This window comes from Arcicella sp. GW822-FHT02H01 (assembly GCF_058802005.1).
In genome coordinates this window covers 2,047,427-2,065,643 of sequence record NZ_JBXANT010000001.1, presented here as the reverse complement: position 1 = coordinate 2,065,643, position 18,217 = coordinate 2,047,427, and the positions used below count along the sequence as shown (strand labels likewise).

Below are 18,217 nucleotides of genomic sequence, written 5' to 3'. Positions count from 1 at the left end.
AGACAAACCATTTCTTATTAATGGCATTGAAACAATGGAATGTGCATTATTAATAAATTTTTAAAAAAATGTTAAGCCAAATACAAAATGAATACTGATAAAAATTACAGCGTATGAACAAATGGTAATTATTGAAAGAAAAGTGAGCATAAAATTGTAAATTCTACATTTATTCAACATATTTAGCATCCAGACAATATCAAAGAGCTGCCAAACGTTATTTGCTGGTTCTTAGATATCATTCAGCAAAACTAGAATAAACCGCCAACCCAATATTCAATGTTTGATAGTACCTCTGTCAATTTAGAGATTTTAAAACAACGTGCATACAATTTAAGATGGGCAACTGTGCCACAAGGCGTTATCCCCCTTACAGCTGCTGACCCAGACTTCCCGAGTGCTCCAGAAATTGCTGAGGCCATTACACGTTTTGTAAAAGACCGCTATTTATGCTATGGCCCGCCCGATGGGTTGCCAGATTTTAAAGAAAGTGTGGCTACTTTTTTTCAGGATAAAAGAAATATACCTGCTAAGCCAGCCTATATTTTCCCTGTAGATAGTGCTGCTTTCGGTATTTACGTAGTGTGCCAAGCCTTTTTGTCGCCCAACAATGAAGCCATTATATTTGACCCTGTCGATTTTCTTTTCAGATATTCTGTCGAAACAGTAGGAGGAAAGGCAGTTTCTTTTGCCATTCCTGCGGGTACAGAAAAAGTTGATTTTGAAGAGCTTGAGAAATTAATTACGCCCAAAACACGCTTAATTTGTTTGTGTAATCCGCTTAACCCAACGGGGAAAGTGTTTACCAGAGAAGAGCTACTCCAACTAGGTAAAATTGCTTGCAAACACAACTTGACGATTTTGTCAGATGAAATTTGGAGTGATATTATTTACAATCCACATACCTACACAAGTATAGCATCACTTGATGAAGCTATTCGGGAACGAACTGTGACCGTTACTGGTTATAGTAAATCATACGGTTTAGCTGGCCTACGGATAGGCTCGGTGATGGCCTCCAATCAAGCACATTTTGATAAGCTTATCAAAGTGTCGTTACACCAATCTACCGTACACGGAGCCAATGTAATTGGTCAAATAGCAGCTACTACCGCCTTGAATGAATGCGACTATTGGTTAAAAGCCTTTGTTGAACATCTACATCAAATGAAACAACTTTGTGTAACAGAACTCAACAGTATGAAAGGTGTAAGCTGTATTGCCCCAGAAGGGTGTTATGTCGCTTTTGCTAATATTACAGGAACAGGCAAAACAAGTAAGGAAATTCATGAACTACTCTTGAATGAAGCCAAAGTAGCCGTTGTTCCTGGCCTAAAAGAATGGTTCGGTGCAGGTGCAGATGGATACATTCGTTTGAGCTTTGCTACATCAAATGAAATCCTTACTCAAGCACTCTCACAAACTAAAATAGTATTAAACGCATTATGAAAGTAGTAATTATTGGCGGAGGAGTTGCAGGCCTAACACTGGGACTCTTACTCAGGAAAAATAATATAGATGTTGTTGTAAACGAGAAGTTTAAGCAAATGACTACCCGTGGACATGCATTTTTAATGCACATAGATGGATGGTCGATTTTAAATGAATTAAATGCCAACACTGAAATCAATCTCCCTGGAGAAGAAATCGGTGCCTTTAGTTTAAATAAACAAGATGGAAGACAAGTAAAAAAGCAAAAACTGAATCTTTGGCGTTGTATCAAACGCAAAGACTTGATACAGTTTTTGTATGATCTGTTTCCGAAAGAACAACTAAAAACAGGAAGAACATTTTCTCATTTTATTTATGAAAACGGCAAAGCAGTGGCTGCTTATTTCACCAATGGTGAAATAGAATATGGCGATGTTTTTGTAGGAGCAGATGGCGGAAACTCGGAAGTACGGGAAGCAACGTTAGGGGCTGTCAATTATACACCCGTTGAAGTAAAAGAAGTAGTAGGGATTTGTACAAATGAAAAACTGGGGACTTCTCATCAAAATATATTTACGAAATACCAAAGTTGCAACCGTGGATTAAGCTTTGGGATGATTCCTGTCTCTGAAAAAGACTTTGTATGGTTTATGCAATATAGCGTGGCTGAAGCAGATTGTGACCAAGGCTGTACCCCCGATGAACTCAAAGCATTTTGTAATTATCAATTGGCAGATTTTCCGCCAGTAGTGACAGAATTATTATCTACGAACGATTTCAGCACTAGTTATATCTGGAATACTCGTGATTTTGGCTTGCTTCCTAAATTCCATGCGGATAATGTCGTATTGATTGGGGATGCCGCTCATTTGGCTTTGCCTTTTACGAGTGCAGGAACGACCAATGCTATCTTAGATGCTAAAAAGCTGACTGAAAAGCTGTTGTCATTGAATTTGAATAATGTTGAAGAAGCTTTTCAGGCATATTATGACGAGCGTAAGGATGATATCAAGAAACATATTTATCTGGGTAGAGAGCTAAAAGAGCTATTTTTGAATCCACTTGATGTAGATGGTGATAAAATGGTAGTGCCTTTGATTACCAAAAAGGAAGACAGAGACGCCCATACTGAAAAACTAATTGATATTCAATATTTCACCGACCCTATTTGTTCTACTTGTTGGGTAGTGCAACCATTACTCAGAAAGTTGAAGTTAGAGTACGGAGCCTATATTCAGATTGACTACCGCATGGGAGGTTTACTGCCATCATGGGATGAATACGAACGTGGGCCTATTACCAAACCGTCGGATGTGGCGCCACATTGGGAAGAAGTATGTATGATTCATGGTATCCCACTTGATGGTGATATTTGGATTGAAGACCCACTGCCATCTTCTTATCCGCCTTCTATTGCTTTCAAAGCCGCTCAGATGCAAGATGCAGACTTAGCTTTACTATTTTTAAGGCGTATCAAAGAAATGTTGTTCCTTGAAAAGAAAAACATTGTTGATATGGCTTATCTGGAAAAGGCGGCCTTTGACGTAGGATTAGATTCTGCACGTTTTGTGTATGATTATGAAAATAAAGCACAAGAAGCATTTAAAGAAGATTTGATTTTAGCCCAGAATATGCAGGTGGGTGTATTGCCAACGCTTATCTTTAGAAATCTTGAAAATGAACAAATCATCAGTAAAGATTATCAAGAATATGAATATTTAGAAGGCATTATCCATCAATTGGTGCCTCATGCACAGAAAAGAACGTTTGATACCGACCCAATATTCTTGTTTACCAATTTCTCGACGATGACTAGCAAAGAGTTTTCGTTTTTAAGTAGTACTTCTATGGAAGAGACTAATGGAACGTTAGCGGATTTGTTTGAAAAAGGATTTATTGATAAATATGAAAGCAAAAACGGAATAATTTGGAAAAGTAAATTGGCAAATTATTAGTGATAATATCTTAAAAATAGGAATTTTAAGTAATTTTAGTATCAAAAAAGCGGTCAAAATTGATTTTTTGACCGCTTTTTTGATACTAAAATTAGTCTTAAGCGTAAGTTGAAAATCAAAGCTTTAAACTAACGCTGACAGCTAAGGGCATAAGCTGACAGCCGACGACCGATAACTGACAACTCAAAATTTACAATTCACAACTCCAAATCATACTCCAAACTGACTAAGGTGATGGTCGAGGTGTTTATAAAACATATTATTCCATTCTTGTATGGTTAATACTCCGAATGAGTGTGACTCTTTGCCATTGAAATAGTTTTCGCCTAGACTCAATGTTTTATTGATATGGTCTTTCAAACGAGTTTTTTCTGTTTCAAAATCTTTTGATTCTTTGATGATAAACATTGGTGCAGTAGGACTGTTTTTCTTGTATGGTTTTTCGCTAACAACAGTGTTTTTAACCATCAGCTTCAAAATAGTCTTCATGAAAAAATTAGGCTTTGGGTATTTGTCTTCATATACAAGTTCGTAAGTAACATTGCAATGAGCCAACATTTGCCCAACATTCATTTTACCCCAAAGAGCAACGGAATCGGGACTTAATTTGTCGATGCGTGCTAGAAGCTCGGCGGTTTCGGTTTGGTTAAATACACTTTTCATTATCTGTCAATTAATTTAGGATGGTTTACTTTTCGTTTTTATAAAGATATGAAAAATAGCCAAATTGACAGGTTATTTTAAAATTAAGATTTTGTTTTAAAACCTATGTAATTAATTCAAACTCCTTCTAAAAATCAGTCAAGTATAAAATAATCCTACACAGTAGGTACTACCTCTGTTAACATTTCAATGCCATTTTTATCATAATATACGCAAGTCATTTTTTTCATATCAAGTGTCCATTTTTCAACACCTGCTTCCGCTGATTGACTACAGAATGTCAAGTAATCAGTTCCGCCAGCTTGGTGAATTTTTAAAGCATCTTTTAACGCTTCAATATTACCTGTTGGAGCTATTTCCAAGAGGGCATATTTGGCTTCAGATTGAATTTGAAAGTTATCTTTTCCATAGTATTTTGAGTGACCATCACAAACGTAATGGTCGTAACCAATTAATCCTAAGTCAATAAGGTTTTGAATATACTGTGGAAAATCTGCTCCACTTTTTACTTTTGAGTGAGTCTCTTTAATTTGATTGATTGTAAACATGTCTTTTTGCGTTTAAATGTGATGCAAATTTGGCAGTTTTCCTTGGCTTGAAATTGTAAAAAATCGTTTACTTATCATTCTTTTTGATGAATTTTTCGGGCGTTTCACCCGTAAAATGTTTAAAGTCTTTGATAAAATGTGCTTGGTCGAAATAGTTGTTTTCAAAACAGATTTCGGTCAGAGATTTTACCTGATTTAGGCTGTCTAATACGGCATGAAACCTGACAATAGAAGCAAATTTCTTGGGAGATGTACCAACCAACTGTCGGAAACGTTTTTCAAAGGGACTTTGGCTGATACAAAGTAGTTCAGACAATGCTTTTATTTTAATGTTACCTTTTGAATGGTAGATATACTGGATGGCTTTTATCACTAGTTTGTCATCTTTTTTTTCGATAATTCTAGCCAATAAGAATTGCTCAATGATATAGATTCTGTATTCATCGCTTTCGGCTGTACTCAAAGCTTCTTCAACTTTTTCTAAATCATATCGATTGATAAAATGTTCGAGCGAAACACTTTCAGTGTACAATTCGTTGATGGGCGTTTTTAAGAAATAAGAGGCACCAATTTCATTAAAAAAAACTAGTACAGACCCAATGTTTGGATTACTTTTGAAAACCCTGAAACCATCTTGCAAACCCGTAATACCAGTGTTAGCTAATGGATTTTCTCCGTCTTTGGTCAGATAAGCTAGACGTCCTCGGTATTGAAAACCCATCACTAGCCCAGTAGAAGGGAAAACCTTGTAGGTTTGCTCTTCTGAGGCTTCTGAAATGACCAAATGTTTGATATATGGTTTCAGTAAAGGAGAGGGAAATACCTTTTCAAATTTCATCTTTCAAAATAGCGTAAGAAGTGAAATAAATACAATGTTATTGTTTATCTTTTTTCAAATCATTAGATTTTCCATGTACCTATCTTTATATATAAAATAAATGTTGGAACGTTAATACACAGTCATTTAAAAGGGAAATCTTAACATTTCATTATTATAAACTATGATTAAAGCCTACAATGCATGAAGAGAAATTACACTATCATGCTTAATTTACGTCTTGAAATTTATTGAATATATTTTCCTTTGCTTCAGAAATGCTAAAAAATATAAAAATGATTCGTTTAGGTTTGTTGTGTAGCTTATTAGTGACAAGCTTACATGGCTTTTCTCAAAAAGATACCACGATAACTGTTAAAGTTTTAGGGGGACTACAATTCGATTTGCCTCGATTTGCTGTACAACCTAATACCCGATTGACGATAATACTGGATAATCATGATGATATGGCACACAACATGGTGGTAACCAAACCAAATGCCAGATTGAAAGTAGTAGAGGAGGCCTTAAAACTAGGGGATAAAGGTGCGAGTATGGATTATGTGCCCAACTCATCATTAATCATTGCCAATACCAAAATCCTAGAACCTGGGAGAATGGATACCATTATCTTTCTATTGGAAAAAGAAGGTATTTACCCTTATGTGTGTACTTATCCTGGGCATGGTTATGTGATGTATGGAGCTATTTATGCCACCACTAAAGCATTACCTCCTTTAGAAAAAGACCTAAATGTGCCCGATGCCCAGCGACAAAAAACGGCCACAGTAGTTAGTCACGAAGGGCACCACATGGAAATGTCCTCACCACATCCATTTGCTTTAAAATATCCGTTGCTGTACAGAACGTTTATGCCAGATTGTGGCCCAGCGGCTATTGCAGTAGGCTTGACAGCGACAGAATCCTATTGTTTTGATGCAGGAAAGTGTTATCTCAGATATGCTTGGTCGGGTGGGTTTGTGGATAACTCGGAGCAATGGAAAGGGAATGGGAGTAAATTAACCAAAGTAGTTGGTGAAATATATTGGCGAGATAATACCAATTTCCCTTTCAGAATGGGCAATGTTAAGACTATTCCGCAGGTTGATTTTAAAGGGTATAAACTTACTAAAAGACTCCCCACTTTTAAATATACTTTAGATAAAGTAGCAGTAACCGAAACCATCCGATTGAGCAGTGATGGCAAAAGCCTGATAAGAGATTTTACGTTTAAGAAAAATAAACAAACACTTTACTTTTTAGTAAATACTGATGATGGCATCGTTTACCAAAGTAAGCAAGGTAAATTCAATAAAGGCACACTCAGGATTCCTGCCAATGTACAACGTCTTAGTATTTCCATGAAAAAATGAAAAATATCAATCGTCTTCACAACACAACGCAATACTGTAGTCGGGTGAAAACCCATTTCAGCTGGATTTTTTGTTTACTACTTTTTACTACAAGCCTTTCAGCACAAGTTTCTGTGCCCAAAGATTCGGCGGCTAATTATTATGAAGTAGAAAATATTACCTTGCCTGATGGCTTAGTAGCCGAAACGGGTGCGATAGGTTTTATGCCCGATGGGCGTTTTGTAGCCTGTTTTCACCGTGGTGAAGTAATGATGTATAACCAGAAGACTAAGCAATGGAAGATGTTTGCCGAAGGCTTACACGAACCATTGGGAATGATGGTGATTAATAATCATGAAATTTTAATCATGCAACGTCCAGAACTTACTAGGGTAAAAGATACCGATGGTGATGGCGTTGCCGATGAATACCAAACAGTAACGGATGATTTTGGGATGTCGGGCAATTATCATGAATTTGCTTTTGGACCTATCGCCGATAAACAAGGAAATTTATTTATTGCCCTAAATTTGGCATCAAACGGAGCAGGGATTAGAAATGAAATTCGTGGGACATACGATTCACTTTCTCGTCCAGGGCGTATGTATTCTTGTGTGCCATACCGTGGCTGGATTATGAAATTAGGGAAAGATGGCGTTCTAAAACCTTATGCAGTAGGTTTCCGCTCGCCTAATGGGTTGGGCTTTGATGCTCAAGGAAGATTATTGGTATCTGATAACCAAGGTGACTGGTTAGGAACTAGTAAGTTATTCCATGTAGAAGAAGGTAAATTTTATGGACACCCTGCTGGCTTAATCTGGAAAGAAGATTTTCCACGAGTAGTACCGATTAATTTACCTGTAGCCAGACTAGACAGCATGCGGGTAAAAGAATCTATTCAGTTTCCACATGGCTATTTTGCTAATTCGCCTACACAACCAATACTAGAAAATACAGGAGGAAAGTTCGGGATGTTTGGCGGACAAATGTTGATTGGCGACATGGACCATAAATATGTGATTCGCCTATTGATGGAAGAAGTCGGCGGTGCCATGCAGGGAGCTTGTATTCCATTGAATTTTAGTTCAAAAATGAGAATTGGTAATAATCGGCTGGCTTTTGCGCCAGATGGAAGCCTGTGGGTAGGACAGAACGACCACGGTTGGGTAGGAGCAAGGGGTATTCAACGCATTACGTGGAAAGGAAAAAATCATTTGGATATTATGGCGATGAATCTGACTAAAACAGGTTTTGATTTAACTTTCTCGTTACCACTTGACCCAGCCAAAGCACAAGAGTTACTCAATTATAAATTCCGACGTTTTTATTACGAATACCATCAGGCTTATGGTTCAAAACAGTTTGATGTACAAGACGTACCTGTGAAATCAATCAAAATTTCGACAGATGGCAAAAAGGTATCGTTAGAATTAGCAGAATTAAAAGCTGGCTATGTTTATGAACTAAAAACAGGAGATTTACAAACCAGTGATGGCAAGTATCTATTCAATAATATAATTTGCTATACTTTAAATCAATTGAAGTAGAAAAGTAATTAAACAAGCTATCTGAATTGTAAGCTTACAATTCAGATAGCTTGTTTAATATCAGGTCAATTCTTTGTTCGGTAGTAAAATCGCCTCGTATTGCTAAAGTTGGACTAGTAATGTGCTGTAGCCAATTTTCATGTGCATTTAATGTTCGGGTAGCAATGCCTGTATGATTGTCGTAGTCGGCTGCCCAAGCCATAAAATCTTTGTATTGTTTTATTCTACTAGGGTCGGTATAAATAATATTTCCGTAGCGACTAAACTCTCTTTCTTTAAGCCTTTCCATCCTGATATGCGGAGGTATCCATAAGAAAACGATTAAATCAAAGCTTGGAAAAATATCTCCCCAACTGATTATCGAACCACCCAAAATCCAATCATTGGCCTGTTCAATATCTTCTTTTATCATCAAAGTCCTGTCGGATGGATTTCTCCTGACGGTAAACGGAGGGTCAGACTTTTCCCAATAACATTCATCACTATCAAAATAAGGAATATTCAGTTGTTGAGATAGCGCACTTCCTAACGTAGTTACCCCACTAGACGACGCCCCAAAAATGTGGATTTTCATTTCAATGAGAGATTATTGACTAAACTCGTTGCATAATAGCATCAATTTCTCTTCCTGATTCGGGAAAAAATACATTTTCTGATAACTCAGCCCGATTTTCTGTAAAAGCCTTTTAGAATGCTCGTTTTCGGGCATCGTTATGCCATAAACGCGTGGTAATTTCAAGGTATCTTTGGCATAAGTAATGATAGCATCCGCTATTTCAAACGCATAACCTTTGCCCATGAATTCAGGTAAGAAGGCAAAACCTATATCTGGACAATCAAGATTATCTCTTTTAATTAATCCACACATTCCAATGGGTGTTAAGTCGTCTTTGGTGGCTACTAAGCTCAATCCATAACCATTTTCAGTATAGCTTTTGATTGGTCCATTCAATAAATATGTTTTGGCTTCCTCCTCAGTACGAACATTTTTGTCACCAATAAAGGCTAACCAGCCTTCAGTATTTAATAATTGAATAACAAATTGGGTATCGTCAAGGGTGTATTCTCTTAAAATGAGCCTTTCAGTTGATAGAATTTTGTTCATGTTGATAGAAGAAGAGATATTTTCGTTGATTGTTCTACTGACAAAATTAATACATTATTTAAATGAATAATTGATTGAGGATGATTCTCATTATATTTACCAAAAAGCTTAGTTATAATGTATGCTCAATATTCCTATCATTAGTTTTATCATATTTTTAGGGTTGTTACAAGCCTTAATATTGAGTAGTATTTTGTTTTTTTCAAAGCGGAATAGCCCTATCAAGCAATATTTTTTAGCTTGGCTTATCCTTATTTTTGCCTACAATAGCTTCGAGATTTTAATGTTTACCCTTGGTAAGGCCAATAACTTTTTCTTTATTGATAATTACATTCCCTTGATTCATATTTACTGTATTGGTCCACTTTTATTTTTGTATGTAGTTAGCAATACCATTGGTACTGATGCCATAAGTCAGCCTAAATGGGTGTATTTTATACCTGCCCTTATTTGTTTAGCTGTCAATTTGGTGTTCTTCTTATTAATTACTTTCAATATTATTGATGAGATACACCGTCCGCAGTTCTTTATGATTTACAGAAATACCATTAACATAGAACGTAATTTAATGATTATCGTTTTCGGATGGTTTCTGTTTAAATCTTATCAAATACTACGGCAATGGCAATCGGATACCATTTTGGGGGAAGATATCAAAGAAGAAAATGCGATTATTCATCGATGGTTAACCTTATTGCTCCACGTTTTTTTAGGGACACTCATTATCTGGTCTTTTACCATCTATGGAAGTGTTTTATTGCATCAAGAAAATAACACGCAATTTTATTTGCCCCTCGAATGTTGGTTATCTTTTGTAATGTACTGGATAGCTTTTATGGGTTTTCATAACATCAGCGTCATCAGAATAGACAAACAAAAAACAAATCAATCTATCCTTGATGTGTTGGATGACAAGCAGGTAGGCGAAGCGCTAGAGCAACTCAGAAGGGTAATGGAGCAAGAAAAGTGTTATTTGAATCCAGCCTTAAACCTTACTAAAGTTTCAGAACTTACGGGCTTAACGCCAAAAGTTATTTCGGCAATTTGTAATCAGGTACTCAACAAAGGCTTTGGTGAGTATATCAATGAATACAGGATAGAAGAAGCCAAGCAACGGTTATTAAATCCTCAAAATAACCATTTAACCATTCTTAGCATTGCTTATGATGTTGGGTTTAATTCATTGCCCACTTTTCAGCGTTCATTCAAACAGGTTACTGGCATGACGCCTACTATGTTTCAAAAAAAATCTCAAGAGTAGTCATCAAATCGTGATTTGAGTAGAATCTCTAGTTCAAAACCCTGTGTTTTGGCCTAAATTCTAATTTTTAATACTCATTTCACTTATGCAGTTCAAATCATTCTTTCAGCAATTTTCTGCCTGTTTTATATTGGGCATCATCTTGTGTGCAGACATTTTGCTTGTGGGCAGAGACAAACGTCCTATTTGGATTAGTCCACCAATGGTCTTTGGTCTAGCAGGATTTTGTTTAATAGCCTCAATCACTTATGCCTTTGTCTGGCATTTTAAAACCAAGGATAAAATGGAGGCTTTAACACAACAATCAACATTTGTTCTTGCCTTTATCCGCTATGCATTAGCGTTTAACATAGCGAGTTTTGGGTGGAAAAAAATCTTTGGACAACAGTTCGTAGTACCACAACACATTGCCGATATTCCCATGAGTCAGCTCTCAGGCGAATGGCTTACTTGGTATTATTTTGGCTACTCATATTCATTTGGCTGTATCGTAGCCCTGATGCAGATAGGAGGCTCTCTTTTGCTACTTTTTCGTAAAACTCAGTTGCTTGGAATGTTTGTGTTGTTTCCAGTGATGCTCAATATTTTATTGATTAATCTATTTTATGGAATGAATGCAGGTGCTTTGATGCAATCTGTGATAATAGTGATTGCTTTGTCGTACTGCTTGTTATTAGATATTGATAAAATTATGCTCTTCTTTTTTCAGGAGAAGAAAGAACAGAAAACTAAGCTTACCAAAATACTAATCAAATTTTCAGCCATAGTTTTGGCTTTTCTATTTGTATATCGTCTTGAAAACGAACCCACGCAAAATGAAATAATAAGAGGTACTTATGAGGTGAAATCCTTCAAAGGTAAAAGTGAATTTTTCCCTACAGATTCTTCTTATCAAGCTGCTAGGCTTACCAAAATATATTTTGATATTAACGATTTATGCGTTTTTGAGTTTAATAGTACTAATCATCGCAAAATTGGACATTATGATTTTGATAGTACACAAAAGAAAATCAACGTCGTATTTGAACAAAGCCCTGAAAATGTAGCAGTACTTAGTGCAACACTAAGTCAATTAGAAGGTACTCAACAAACGTTGATATCAGGTAAAATGGGAAAAGACTCTCTTCGAGTAATAATGCAAAGAATAAACTAATGGTATCCAATCCATTTTCAACCTTAACGCTCCCAAAGAGGGTTAACGTTGAAAATGGACTGACTCAATGAATGATTTTACATTTTCCATATTTCAGTACCATATAGAATTTTGATTTTCGTCCTATTTTTCAAATAATCATTAAAATTATTAGCATTCGTAAAATCAAACTTCGTCCCATCGCAATTATACTGATGAATATTTGTGGAAGAACACACTGAACACTGAATCTCAATTACTTTGTTGTTATTATATTCAAAAAGCACAACTCCATTTAAGGTAGAGCCACCCTCTAAAACTTTCATTTTATCAGATAACCACTTCAAATCATTTACAGGGTCTTTTGTGCCACAAACTATCACTGCGTTGGGGTCATTGTCGAGTGGTGTATTAGTATCGTTTTTGCAGGATAATAATACAGAGAATAATAAGCTTGCCGCTAATAGCAAAGTAGATTTCGTTTTCATAGCATATTTTGATTGGTTTATCGATATTTCAAAATCTGTCAAAATTTTATCAAAAACTCAACTGTCACTTTAATACTTGCATAAAAATATTCATTCTTTATTAAATAACCTAGTAGTTGTAAATAGAGATTTTGTCAATTTTTTCTTTGAATAAACATTTGAATAATCTTATTCTTTTTTAAACCCATAAGGGCAATGTTTGCAACCATTTTTACAACAATAACCTCTTTTTAAATGATAAGCCTCAGTAAAAACCATGAAGCCATTTTCATTAATATAAAAGTCATCGGTTGTTAATTCAGTTGGATTATTATCGTTTTGTGCGCTGGTTTTCTTCATGGTATTTAATCAACAGCTAATTTTGTAAAATGTTCAATATTTTGTAGATTTGGGCTATTCTCATTTAAAAATAAATAGAGAATCTTTTAACCATGAATGATTTTTATCCTAAATACCAACATTTTGTAATACGTTCCAACAAACGTATCACTAATCGTGTGTTTACGACAAGCTCATTGTATGGTCACTTCTGTAAAATTCACCGTATTCTTTCTGTATTCGTACTTATTTTGTACATCATTGGTTTATCCGGATTGAATGATTGCTAATTACTCATCGTCTTTAGTATTTATTTTCAATGATGCTGAATGGTAGATTTTAAAATTACTCATTCACAACTCACTCAATCACCAATTAATCCCAATGACAGTACAATCACTAAGTACTCCATCGGCTTCAGAGAAAGCGATGCAGTTAGAAGACCGTTTCGGCGCACACAATTATCACCCTATGCCAGTTGTCCTTCAAAGAGGCGAAGGCGTATTTGTATGGGATGTAGATGATAAACGATATTTCGATTTCCTTTCTGCTTATAGTGCCGTAAACCAAGGGCATTGTCATCCAAAAATTGTTCAAGCTCTGATTGAACAAGCACAAAAACTTACGCTTACTTCTCGGGCTTTTTATAGCGACCAATTAGGGATTTGTGAAAAATTTCTGTGCGAATATTTCGGTTACGATAAAGTATTGATGATGAACTCTGGGGCAGAAGGAGGGGAGACAGCCTTGAAACTTACTCGTAAATGGGCTTATAAGGTAAAAGGTATTCCGCAGAATCAGGCTAAGACTGTGTATGCAGCAGGTAATTTTTGGGGACGGACATTAGCAGCTATCTCCTCATCAACCGACCCTTCTAGTTATGCTGATTATGGTCCGCTTCTACCAGGGTACGAAATCATTCCTTATAACAACTTAGAGGCATTGGCAGAGGTTTTGAAAGACCCTAATGTCGCAGGTTTTATGGTTGAACCCATCCAAGGCGAAGCTGGGGTTGTCGTACCAGACGAAGGCTATTTGAAAAAAGCCTATGAAATGTGTCGTGAAAAAAATGTATTATTCATTGCTGATGAAGTACAGACGGGTATTGCCCGCACAGGAAAACGGTTAGCTTGCGACTACGAAGATTTTCAGCCCGATATCCTAATTTTGGGCAAAGCCCTTTCTGGAGGTACTTATCCAGTGTCGGCTGTTTTTTGCAGAGATGAAATCATGCTGACAATCAAACCTGGGGAACACGGCTCTACTTATGGAGGAAATCCCTTGGCTTGTGCGGTGGCCATTGCTGCTTTGACGGTAGTTAAAGAGGAGAATTTAGCAGACAATGCCATGAAAATGGGAGAGGTCTTCAGAGGGAGAATGACAAAGCTAATAGCTCAGCGTCCTGATTTAGTAAGGTTAGTCAGAGGGAAAGGCTTATTAAATGCCATTGAAATCAACACTGATGAAGAAAGCGAAACGGCTTGGGAGTTGTGTGTAGCATTTAAAAATAACGGTTTACTTGCCAAACCAACTCACGGAAACAAAATTCGATTTGCCCCGCCTTTGGTCATTACCGAAGCACAAATGAACGAAGCCTGTGATATTATAGAAAAAGTAATATTGAATTGGGAATAACATAACAGAGGCTCATTGCTTGATGCATGAGCCTCTGTTATTATTTCGTGATTTCTCTTCTCAATCTACTAAGCGACTGTGGCGTAATGCCTAAATAATTAGCCAAGTATATCTGAGGCGTCCGCCTCAATAGCTCTGGTTTATGTTTCGATAATGCTTCATAGCGTTCTCGTGCTGTTTCCGAAATAAAAGAACGTAGCCTTATTTCTTGCTGAACAGTATAGTTCTGATACAAAACCCTTCCCAGACGCTCCCATTTGGGCGAATGTGAATATAAAAAGTCAAGATTGATTTTTGTTATCGCACATAAATCACAATCCTCTATGGCTTGAATATAGTCTATGCTAGGCAAGCCTTGGGAATAAGATGCCGTACTGGTTATGATTTGATCTTCAAAGCTTAAATCGTAAGTGATATCTACATTATCTTTAATGAAATAAGACCGTAACATGCCTTTATTAATAAAAGCAACATCGGCATTGTATTCACCTTTTTTTACCCAAAAACCACCTTTTTTTAAAATAACATCAGTGAAATAAGGTTGAGCAAATTCAATATCTTCATCAGAAAAATTAACGTACTTGCGCACAAATGCTATTAAATTATCTCTCATGTGCTGGGCTTATAAGGTTGATGATTTGCGTTAAATGATGCAACTTCGCAATAAATTGAATGTTCAAACAATTTTTTAGAGCAACACTGCTAATTTCTAGAGCAATACTATGTTATTGATAGGAATCACAATGGTATGTGGAGTTGCATTAATATTTATTTTGGACATCAATATTTTAATAAAGTCACATTATAAATGATAAATAAAATGTTACAGTACGTAATTTATGCTTTTGATGGAACAGACAGTGAGGCACTTAATCGTAGACTAGTGGCTCGTCCTTATCATTTAGAGTGTGTAAAAAAGCTAAAAGAAAACGGAAATTTCTTGATGGGAGGTGCAATGTTGGATGAGTCACAACAAATGATTGGCTCAACAATGATTGTCCAGTTTGAAACTGAAACAGCTTTTCAAGATTGGTTTAATAATGATCCTTATAATACGATGGGAGTGTGGCACAAAACAGCAATACATCCTTTCAGAGTAGCCAATGTGTAACAATAGACGTTATTCTCCCTTTTTAAATAACTGGGTAATTTTTGATAGCGGTTTCATCCACAAAGTATACCAATTAGGCTTTAGGTTATTTATTTTCCATGCTCTTCTATCTTCCATATTAGCCCTGTAACGATGCTTCAGCGAGGCAGTACTAGTGCCACCGTTGCGCATGGTAGTAAGCGTTAGGGGTAAATAGTGGGCAGAAAGATGATTTTTATAAAGCATTCTTAGCATTAACTCATAGTCGCCAGAACAAGTGAAATCTGTTAGGTATTCACCATACTTTTCAAAAGCAGCTTTTTTCAGATAAAACGAAAGATGCGGAGGCATCCATCCCTGCAACCAATTTTTACGTGAGTACTCACCAGCTTTCCAATAGCGCACAATCGTATGAATATCGTCTGGATTGATAAATTGTATATCTCCATATACTGCATCAGTGTGGTATTGAACAAATGCTTTGGCTACTTGACTAATTACTTGATTGTTTGGGTAGAAGTCATCCCCACCAATGGTACCAATAGCATCGCCAGTGGCCATCTTCAAACCCTTGTTCATGGCATCATAAATACCTTTGTCGGGTTCAGATATAAACTTTATTCTATCAGCAAATTCCTTCAAAATTTCCACCGTTCCATCTTTAGAGGCGCCATCTACAACGATATATTCTAATTCGGGATAATCCTGCGCTAAAACACTTTCAATGGTTTGACGAATCGTAGTTGCACTATTAAAGGAAACAGTAATGATAGAAATTTTCATAAAGAGCTATTTTGCTAAGAGTACAAAGATAGTAATATTTATTGTAAAGAGGGATAGAACTTCAGCTATCAGACATTCGGATATCGCTGATGGCATGACTTCAAGTCATGCCATCAGTATTTTTTTTATCAGTGAGTATTTCGCAATAAAATAAGGAGTCAGATTGATTGTTAAAAAAAAGTAAAATAATTAAAATATTTTTTGCTTAACTCATTGTATTTCAAAAAGAATCCTCTAATTTTGCAGTCCAATTAAGAGAGAACGTTTTCTTTGTTTTTATATGGGTTGGCAGAACTCGATAAAAAATACGGAAATAGGCAAAACGTAAATCTTCTAATTTGAAATTACCGCAGGCTTACCTGCAAGCGTGTCAGAACTGATATTATATTATAACACTGAATGCCCAGTCTGTAATGTTAATATTAAGCTACACAAGAAACGTTTCGTTTTTCTAACGCAATACGGTTTTTCCGTCTCTTCGTCTGCATACGTGCACATCTTGTAGCTTTACTCATTTCTGTCTCAGAATTTATTCGTGAATTAATTTAGTATAGATTTTGTTTATGCCAAATTAAATTCCGACCTTTGCAGTCCGTTTTACGCTCCCAGTTGGGGTTTTGTCGTAACTCGTTCATTCACAATCAATTATTAACGTTTTATTCTAATAAAATGTCTGGAATTATCGGAAAGAAAGTCGGTATGACCAGCCTCTACAACGCTGACGGTACTGCTGTCGCTTGTACGCTGATCGAAGCCGGTCCTTGTGTAGTAACACAAGTAAAAACAGTAGAAAAAGAAGGTTATAGCGCCATTCAATTGGGTTATGGCGAGAAAAAAGAGAAGCACACAACGCAACCTCTTTTAGGTCACTTCAAAAAAGCGGGAACTACTCCAAAGAAAAAACTCGTAGAGTTTAAATCATTCGAAAATGAACTTTCACTTGGAGAAGTTATTACCGCAGAATTGTTCGTAGAAGGCGATTTTATCGATGCTATCGGAACATCAAAAGGTAAAGGTTTCCAAGGTGTTGTTAAACGCCACGGTTTTGCAGGGGTTGGAGGTCAAACTCACGGTCAGCACAACAGAGGTCGTCACCCAGGTTCAATCGGTGCTTGTTCATTCCCATCTCGTGTATTCAAAGGTATTCGCATGGCAGGTCGTACAGGTGGTAATCGTGTAAAAGTTCAAAACTTACAAGTATTGAAAGTTTATTCAGAGAAAAACCTAATCGTGGTATCGGGTTCAATCCCAGGAGCGAAAAACTCTTACGTTATTCTTGAAAAATAGATTTGAAAATTTGAAGGTATCAATTAGCTCTTTGTAGCGTTGACATTACATTATTAAATTTTCAGGTTTTCAAGCGGTTCGCCGCCCGGCGGTTCGTCGCCCGATTAAAATTTTCAAATTAGACAAATGGAATTATCAGTTTTAAACATACAAGGCAAAGAAACAGGCAAAAAGGTAACTCTTTCTGACGAAATCTTTGGCATCGAACCAAACGAACACGTAGTTTGGTTAGACGTGAAGCAGTTCTTGGCAAACCAACGTCAAGGAACTCACAGAGCGAAACCAAGAGCAGAAGTTTCTCGCTCAACTCGCAAGATTAAAAAACAAAAAGGTACAGGTGGTGCTCGTGCTGGTTCAGCAAAATCTCCATTGATGAAAGGTGGTGGACGTATTTTTGGTCCAGTTCCAAGAGATTACTCTTTCAAGGTAAACAAGAAAGTGAAATCATTGGCTCGCCAATCAGCTTATGCTGCTAAAGTACAGTCAGGTTCAGTAACAGTATTAGAAGGATTTTCTTTTGATGCTCCAAAAACTAAATCTTACATCGCATTATTAAGCGCCTTGTCTTTAAATGATACGAAGACATTGTTAATCTTGCCAGAAGAAGATCAAAATGTGTATTTGTCAGGTCGTAATCTTCCGAAAACGAAAATTGCTTCAACAGGACAAGTTAACACTTATGATTTAGTTAACGCAACAAAATTGCTTATCGTAGAAGGAGCAATTTCAAAAATCGAATCATCTTTTAGTAATTAGTTATTGGTTAATTGTTATTCGTTATCCGTATGAATAAGCGTTTAACAGA

Annotated in this window: 19 protein-coding genes; 10 read left to right on the top strand and 9 right to left on the bottom strand. The window is 36.4% G+C overall.

What is annotated here, in order from left to right; all coding sequences use genetic code 11:
- The first annotated feature begins 279 nt into the window (after nucleotides 1–279).
- Together AC1RNE_RS08860 and AC1RNE_RS08855 are read left to right on the top strand one after the other, a co-directional pair.
- Nucleotides 280–1,449: a pyridoxal phosphate-dependent aminotransferase gene (locus AC1RNE_RS08860; protein WP_492800631.1), complete on the top strand. Its 1,170-nt coding sequence runs from the start codon at nucleotides 280–282 to the stop codon at nucleotides 1,447–1,449.
- A complete protein-coding gene (locus tag AC1RNE_RS08855; RefSeq protein WP_492800630.1) occupies nucleotides 1,446–3,386 on the top strand; it encodes a DsbA family protein in 1,941 nt (646 codons plus the stop codon). The genes AC1RNE_RS08860 and AC1RNE_RS08855 overlap by 4 nt, the downstream gene beginning before the upstream one ends.
- Before the next feature lie 210 nt (nucleotides 3,387–3,596).
- On the opposite strand, the gene AC1RNE_RS08850 is transcribed toward AC1RNE_RS08855, so the two are convergent.
- The 3 genes from AC1RNE_RS08850 to AC1RNE_RS08840 form a co-directional block, all read right to left on the bottom strand.
- Nucleotides 3,597–4,049, bottom strand: a complete 453-nt coding sequence (locus tag AC1RNE_RS08850) for a DUF1569 domain-containing protein (protein WP_492800629.1) — start codon at nucleotides 4,047–4,049, stop codon at nucleotides 3,597–3,599.
- Between the two features lie 155 nt (nucleotides 4,050–4,204).
- Nucleotides 4,205–4,597 carry a DUF1398 domain-containing protein gene (locus AC1RNE_RS08845; protein ID WP_492800628.1) on the bottom strand — a complete coding sequence of 131 codons (393 nt, stop codon included), beginning with the start codon at nucleotides 4,595–4,597 and terminating at the stop codon, nucleotides 4,205–4,207.
- 67 nt (nucleotides 4,598–4,664) lie between these two features.
- Nucleotides 4,665–5,435 (bottom strand): helix-turn-helix domain-containing protein, encoded by a 771-nt coding sequence (locus tag AC1RNE_RS08840; RefSeq protein ID WP_492800627.1) that lies wholly within the window; start codon nucleotides 5,433–5,435, stop codon nucleotides 4,665–4,667.
- Nucleotides 5,436–5,692: 257 nt separating this feature from the next.
- Between AC1RNE_RS08840 and AC1RNE_RS08835 the strand changes: the two genes are divergently transcribed.
- Complete coding sequence (locus AC1RNE_RS08835) at nucleotides 5,693–6,787, top strand: plastocyanin/azurin family copper-binding protein (RefSeq protein WP_492800626.1); 1,095 nt, start codon at nucleotides 5,693–5,695, stop codon at nucleotides 6,785–6,787.
- 44 nt (nucleotides 6,788–6,831) lie between these two features.
- A complete protein-coding gene (locus AC1RNE_RS08830) occupies nucleotides 6,832–8,313 on the top strand; it encodes a DUF7133 domain-containing protein (protein ID WP_492800625.1) in 1,482 nt (493 codons plus the stop codon).
- 34 nt (nucleotides 8,314–8,347) lie between these two features.
- Here AC1RNE_RS08830 and AC1RNE_RS08825 read toward each other — a convergent pair whose 3' ends face one another.
- Both AC1RNE_RS08825 and AC1RNE_RS08820 read right to left on the bottom strand, forming a co-directional pair.
- Nucleotides 8,348–8,887 carry a P-loop NTPase family protein gene (locus tag AC1RNE_RS08825; RefSeq protein ID WP_492800624.1) on the bottom strand — a complete coding sequence of 180 codons (540 nt, stop codon included), beginning with the start codon at nucleotides 8,885–8,887 and terminating at the stop codon, nucleotides 8,348–8,350.
- Between the two features lie 12 nt (nucleotides 8,888–8,899).
- A complete protein-coding gene (locus AC1RNE_RS08820) occupies nucleotides 8,900–9,418 on the bottom strand; it encodes a GNAT family N-acetyltransferase (protein ID WP_492800623.1) in 519 nt (172 codons plus the stop codon).
- 121 nt (nucleotides 9,419–9,539) lie between these two features.
- Between AC1RNE_RS08820 and AC1RNE_RS08815 the strand changes: the two genes are divergently transcribed.
- On the top strand, nucleotides 9,540–10,679 hold the full coding sequence (locus tag AC1RNE_RS08815; RefSeq protein WP_492800622.1) for a helix-turn-helix domain-containing protein: 1,140 nt from the start codon (nucleotides 9,540–9,542) through the stop codon (nucleotides 10,677–10,679).
- Nucleotides 10,680–10,764: 85 nt separating this feature from the next.
- Nucleotides 10,765–11,832: a hypothetical protein gene (locus AC1RNE_RS08810; protein ID WP_492800621.1), complete on the top strand. Its 1,068-nt coding sequence runs from the start codon at nucleotides 10,765–10,767 to the stop codon at nucleotides 11,830–11,832.
- 77 nt (nucleotides 11,833–11,909) lie between these two features.
- On the opposite strand, the gene AC1RNE_RS08805 is transcribed toward AC1RNE_RS08810, so the two are convergent.
- Complete coding sequence (locus AC1RNE_RS08805) at nucleotides 11,910–12,299, bottom strand: hypothetical protein (protein ID WP_492800620.1); 390 nt, start codon at nucleotides 12,297–12,299, stop codon at nucleotides 11,910–11,912.
- A gap of 168 nt (nucleotides 12,300–12,467) precedes the next feature.
- Nucleotides 12,468–12,638 carry a C1orf53 family protein gene (locus AC1RNE_RS08800; RefSeq protein ID WP_492800619.1) on the bottom strand — a complete coding sequence of 57 codons (171 nt, stop codon included), beginning with the start codon at nucleotides 12,636–12,638 and terminating at the stop codon, nucleotides 12,468–12,470.
- A 363-nt stretch (nucleotides 12,639–13,001) separates the two neighbouring features.
- Between AC1RNE_RS08800 and rocD the strand changes: the two genes are divergently transcribed.
- Nucleotides 13,002–14,252: an ornithine--oxo-acid transaminase gene (gene rocD / locus AC1RNE_RS08795; protein ID WP_492800618.1), complete on the top strand. Its 1,251-nt coding sequence runs from the start codon at nucleotides 13,002–13,004 to the stop codon at nucleotides 14,250–14,252.
- Nucleotides 14,253–14,292: 40 nt separating this feature from the next.
- Here rocD and AC1RNE_RS08790 read toward each other — a convergent pair whose 3' ends face one another.
- On the bottom strand, nucleotides 14,293–14,865 hold the full coding sequence (locus tag AC1RNE_RS08790; protein WP_492800617.1) for a Crp/Fnr family transcriptional regulator: 573 nt from the start codon (nucleotides 14,863–14,865) through the stop codon (nucleotides 14,293–14,295).
- A gap of 207 nt (nucleotides 14,866–15,072) precedes the next feature.
- Between AC1RNE_RS08790 and AC1RNE_RS08785 the strand changes: the two genes are divergently transcribed.
- On the top strand, nucleotides 15,073–15,363 hold the full coding sequence (locus tag AC1RNE_RS08785; RefSeq protein ID WP_309913301.1) for a YciI family protein: 291 nt from the start codon (nucleotides 15,073–15,075) through the stop codon (nucleotides 15,361–15,363).
- Between the two features lie 9 nt (nucleotides 15,364–15,372).
- Here AC1RNE_RS08785 and AC1RNE_RS08780 read toward each other — a convergent pair whose 3' ends face one another.
- Nucleotides 15,373–16,125, bottom strand: a complete 753-nt coding sequence (locus AC1RNE_RS08780; RefSeq protein ID WP_492800616.1) for a glycosyltransferase family 2 protein — start codon at nucleotides 16,123–16,125, stop codon at nucleotides 15,373–15,375.
- 669 nt (nucleotides 16,126–16,794) lie between these two features.
- On the opposite strand from AC1RNE_RS08780, the gene rplC reads away from it, so the two are divergent.
- Nucleotides 16,795–17,412, top strand: a complete 618-nt coding sequence (rplC, locus tag AC1RNE_RS08775; RefSeq protein ID WP_492800615.1) for a 50S ribosomal protein L3 — start codon at nucleotides 16,795–16,797, stop codon at nucleotides 17,410–17,412.
- 126 nt (nucleotides 17,413–17,538) lie between these two features.
- Nucleotides 17,539–18,168, top strand: a complete 630-nt coding sequence (rplD, locus tag AC1RNE_RS08770) for a 50S ribosomal protein L4 (RefSeq protein ID WP_323246287.1) — start codon at nucleotides 17,539–17,541, stop codon at nucleotides 18,166–18,168.
- Nucleotides 18,169–18,217: the final 49 nt, after the last annotated feature.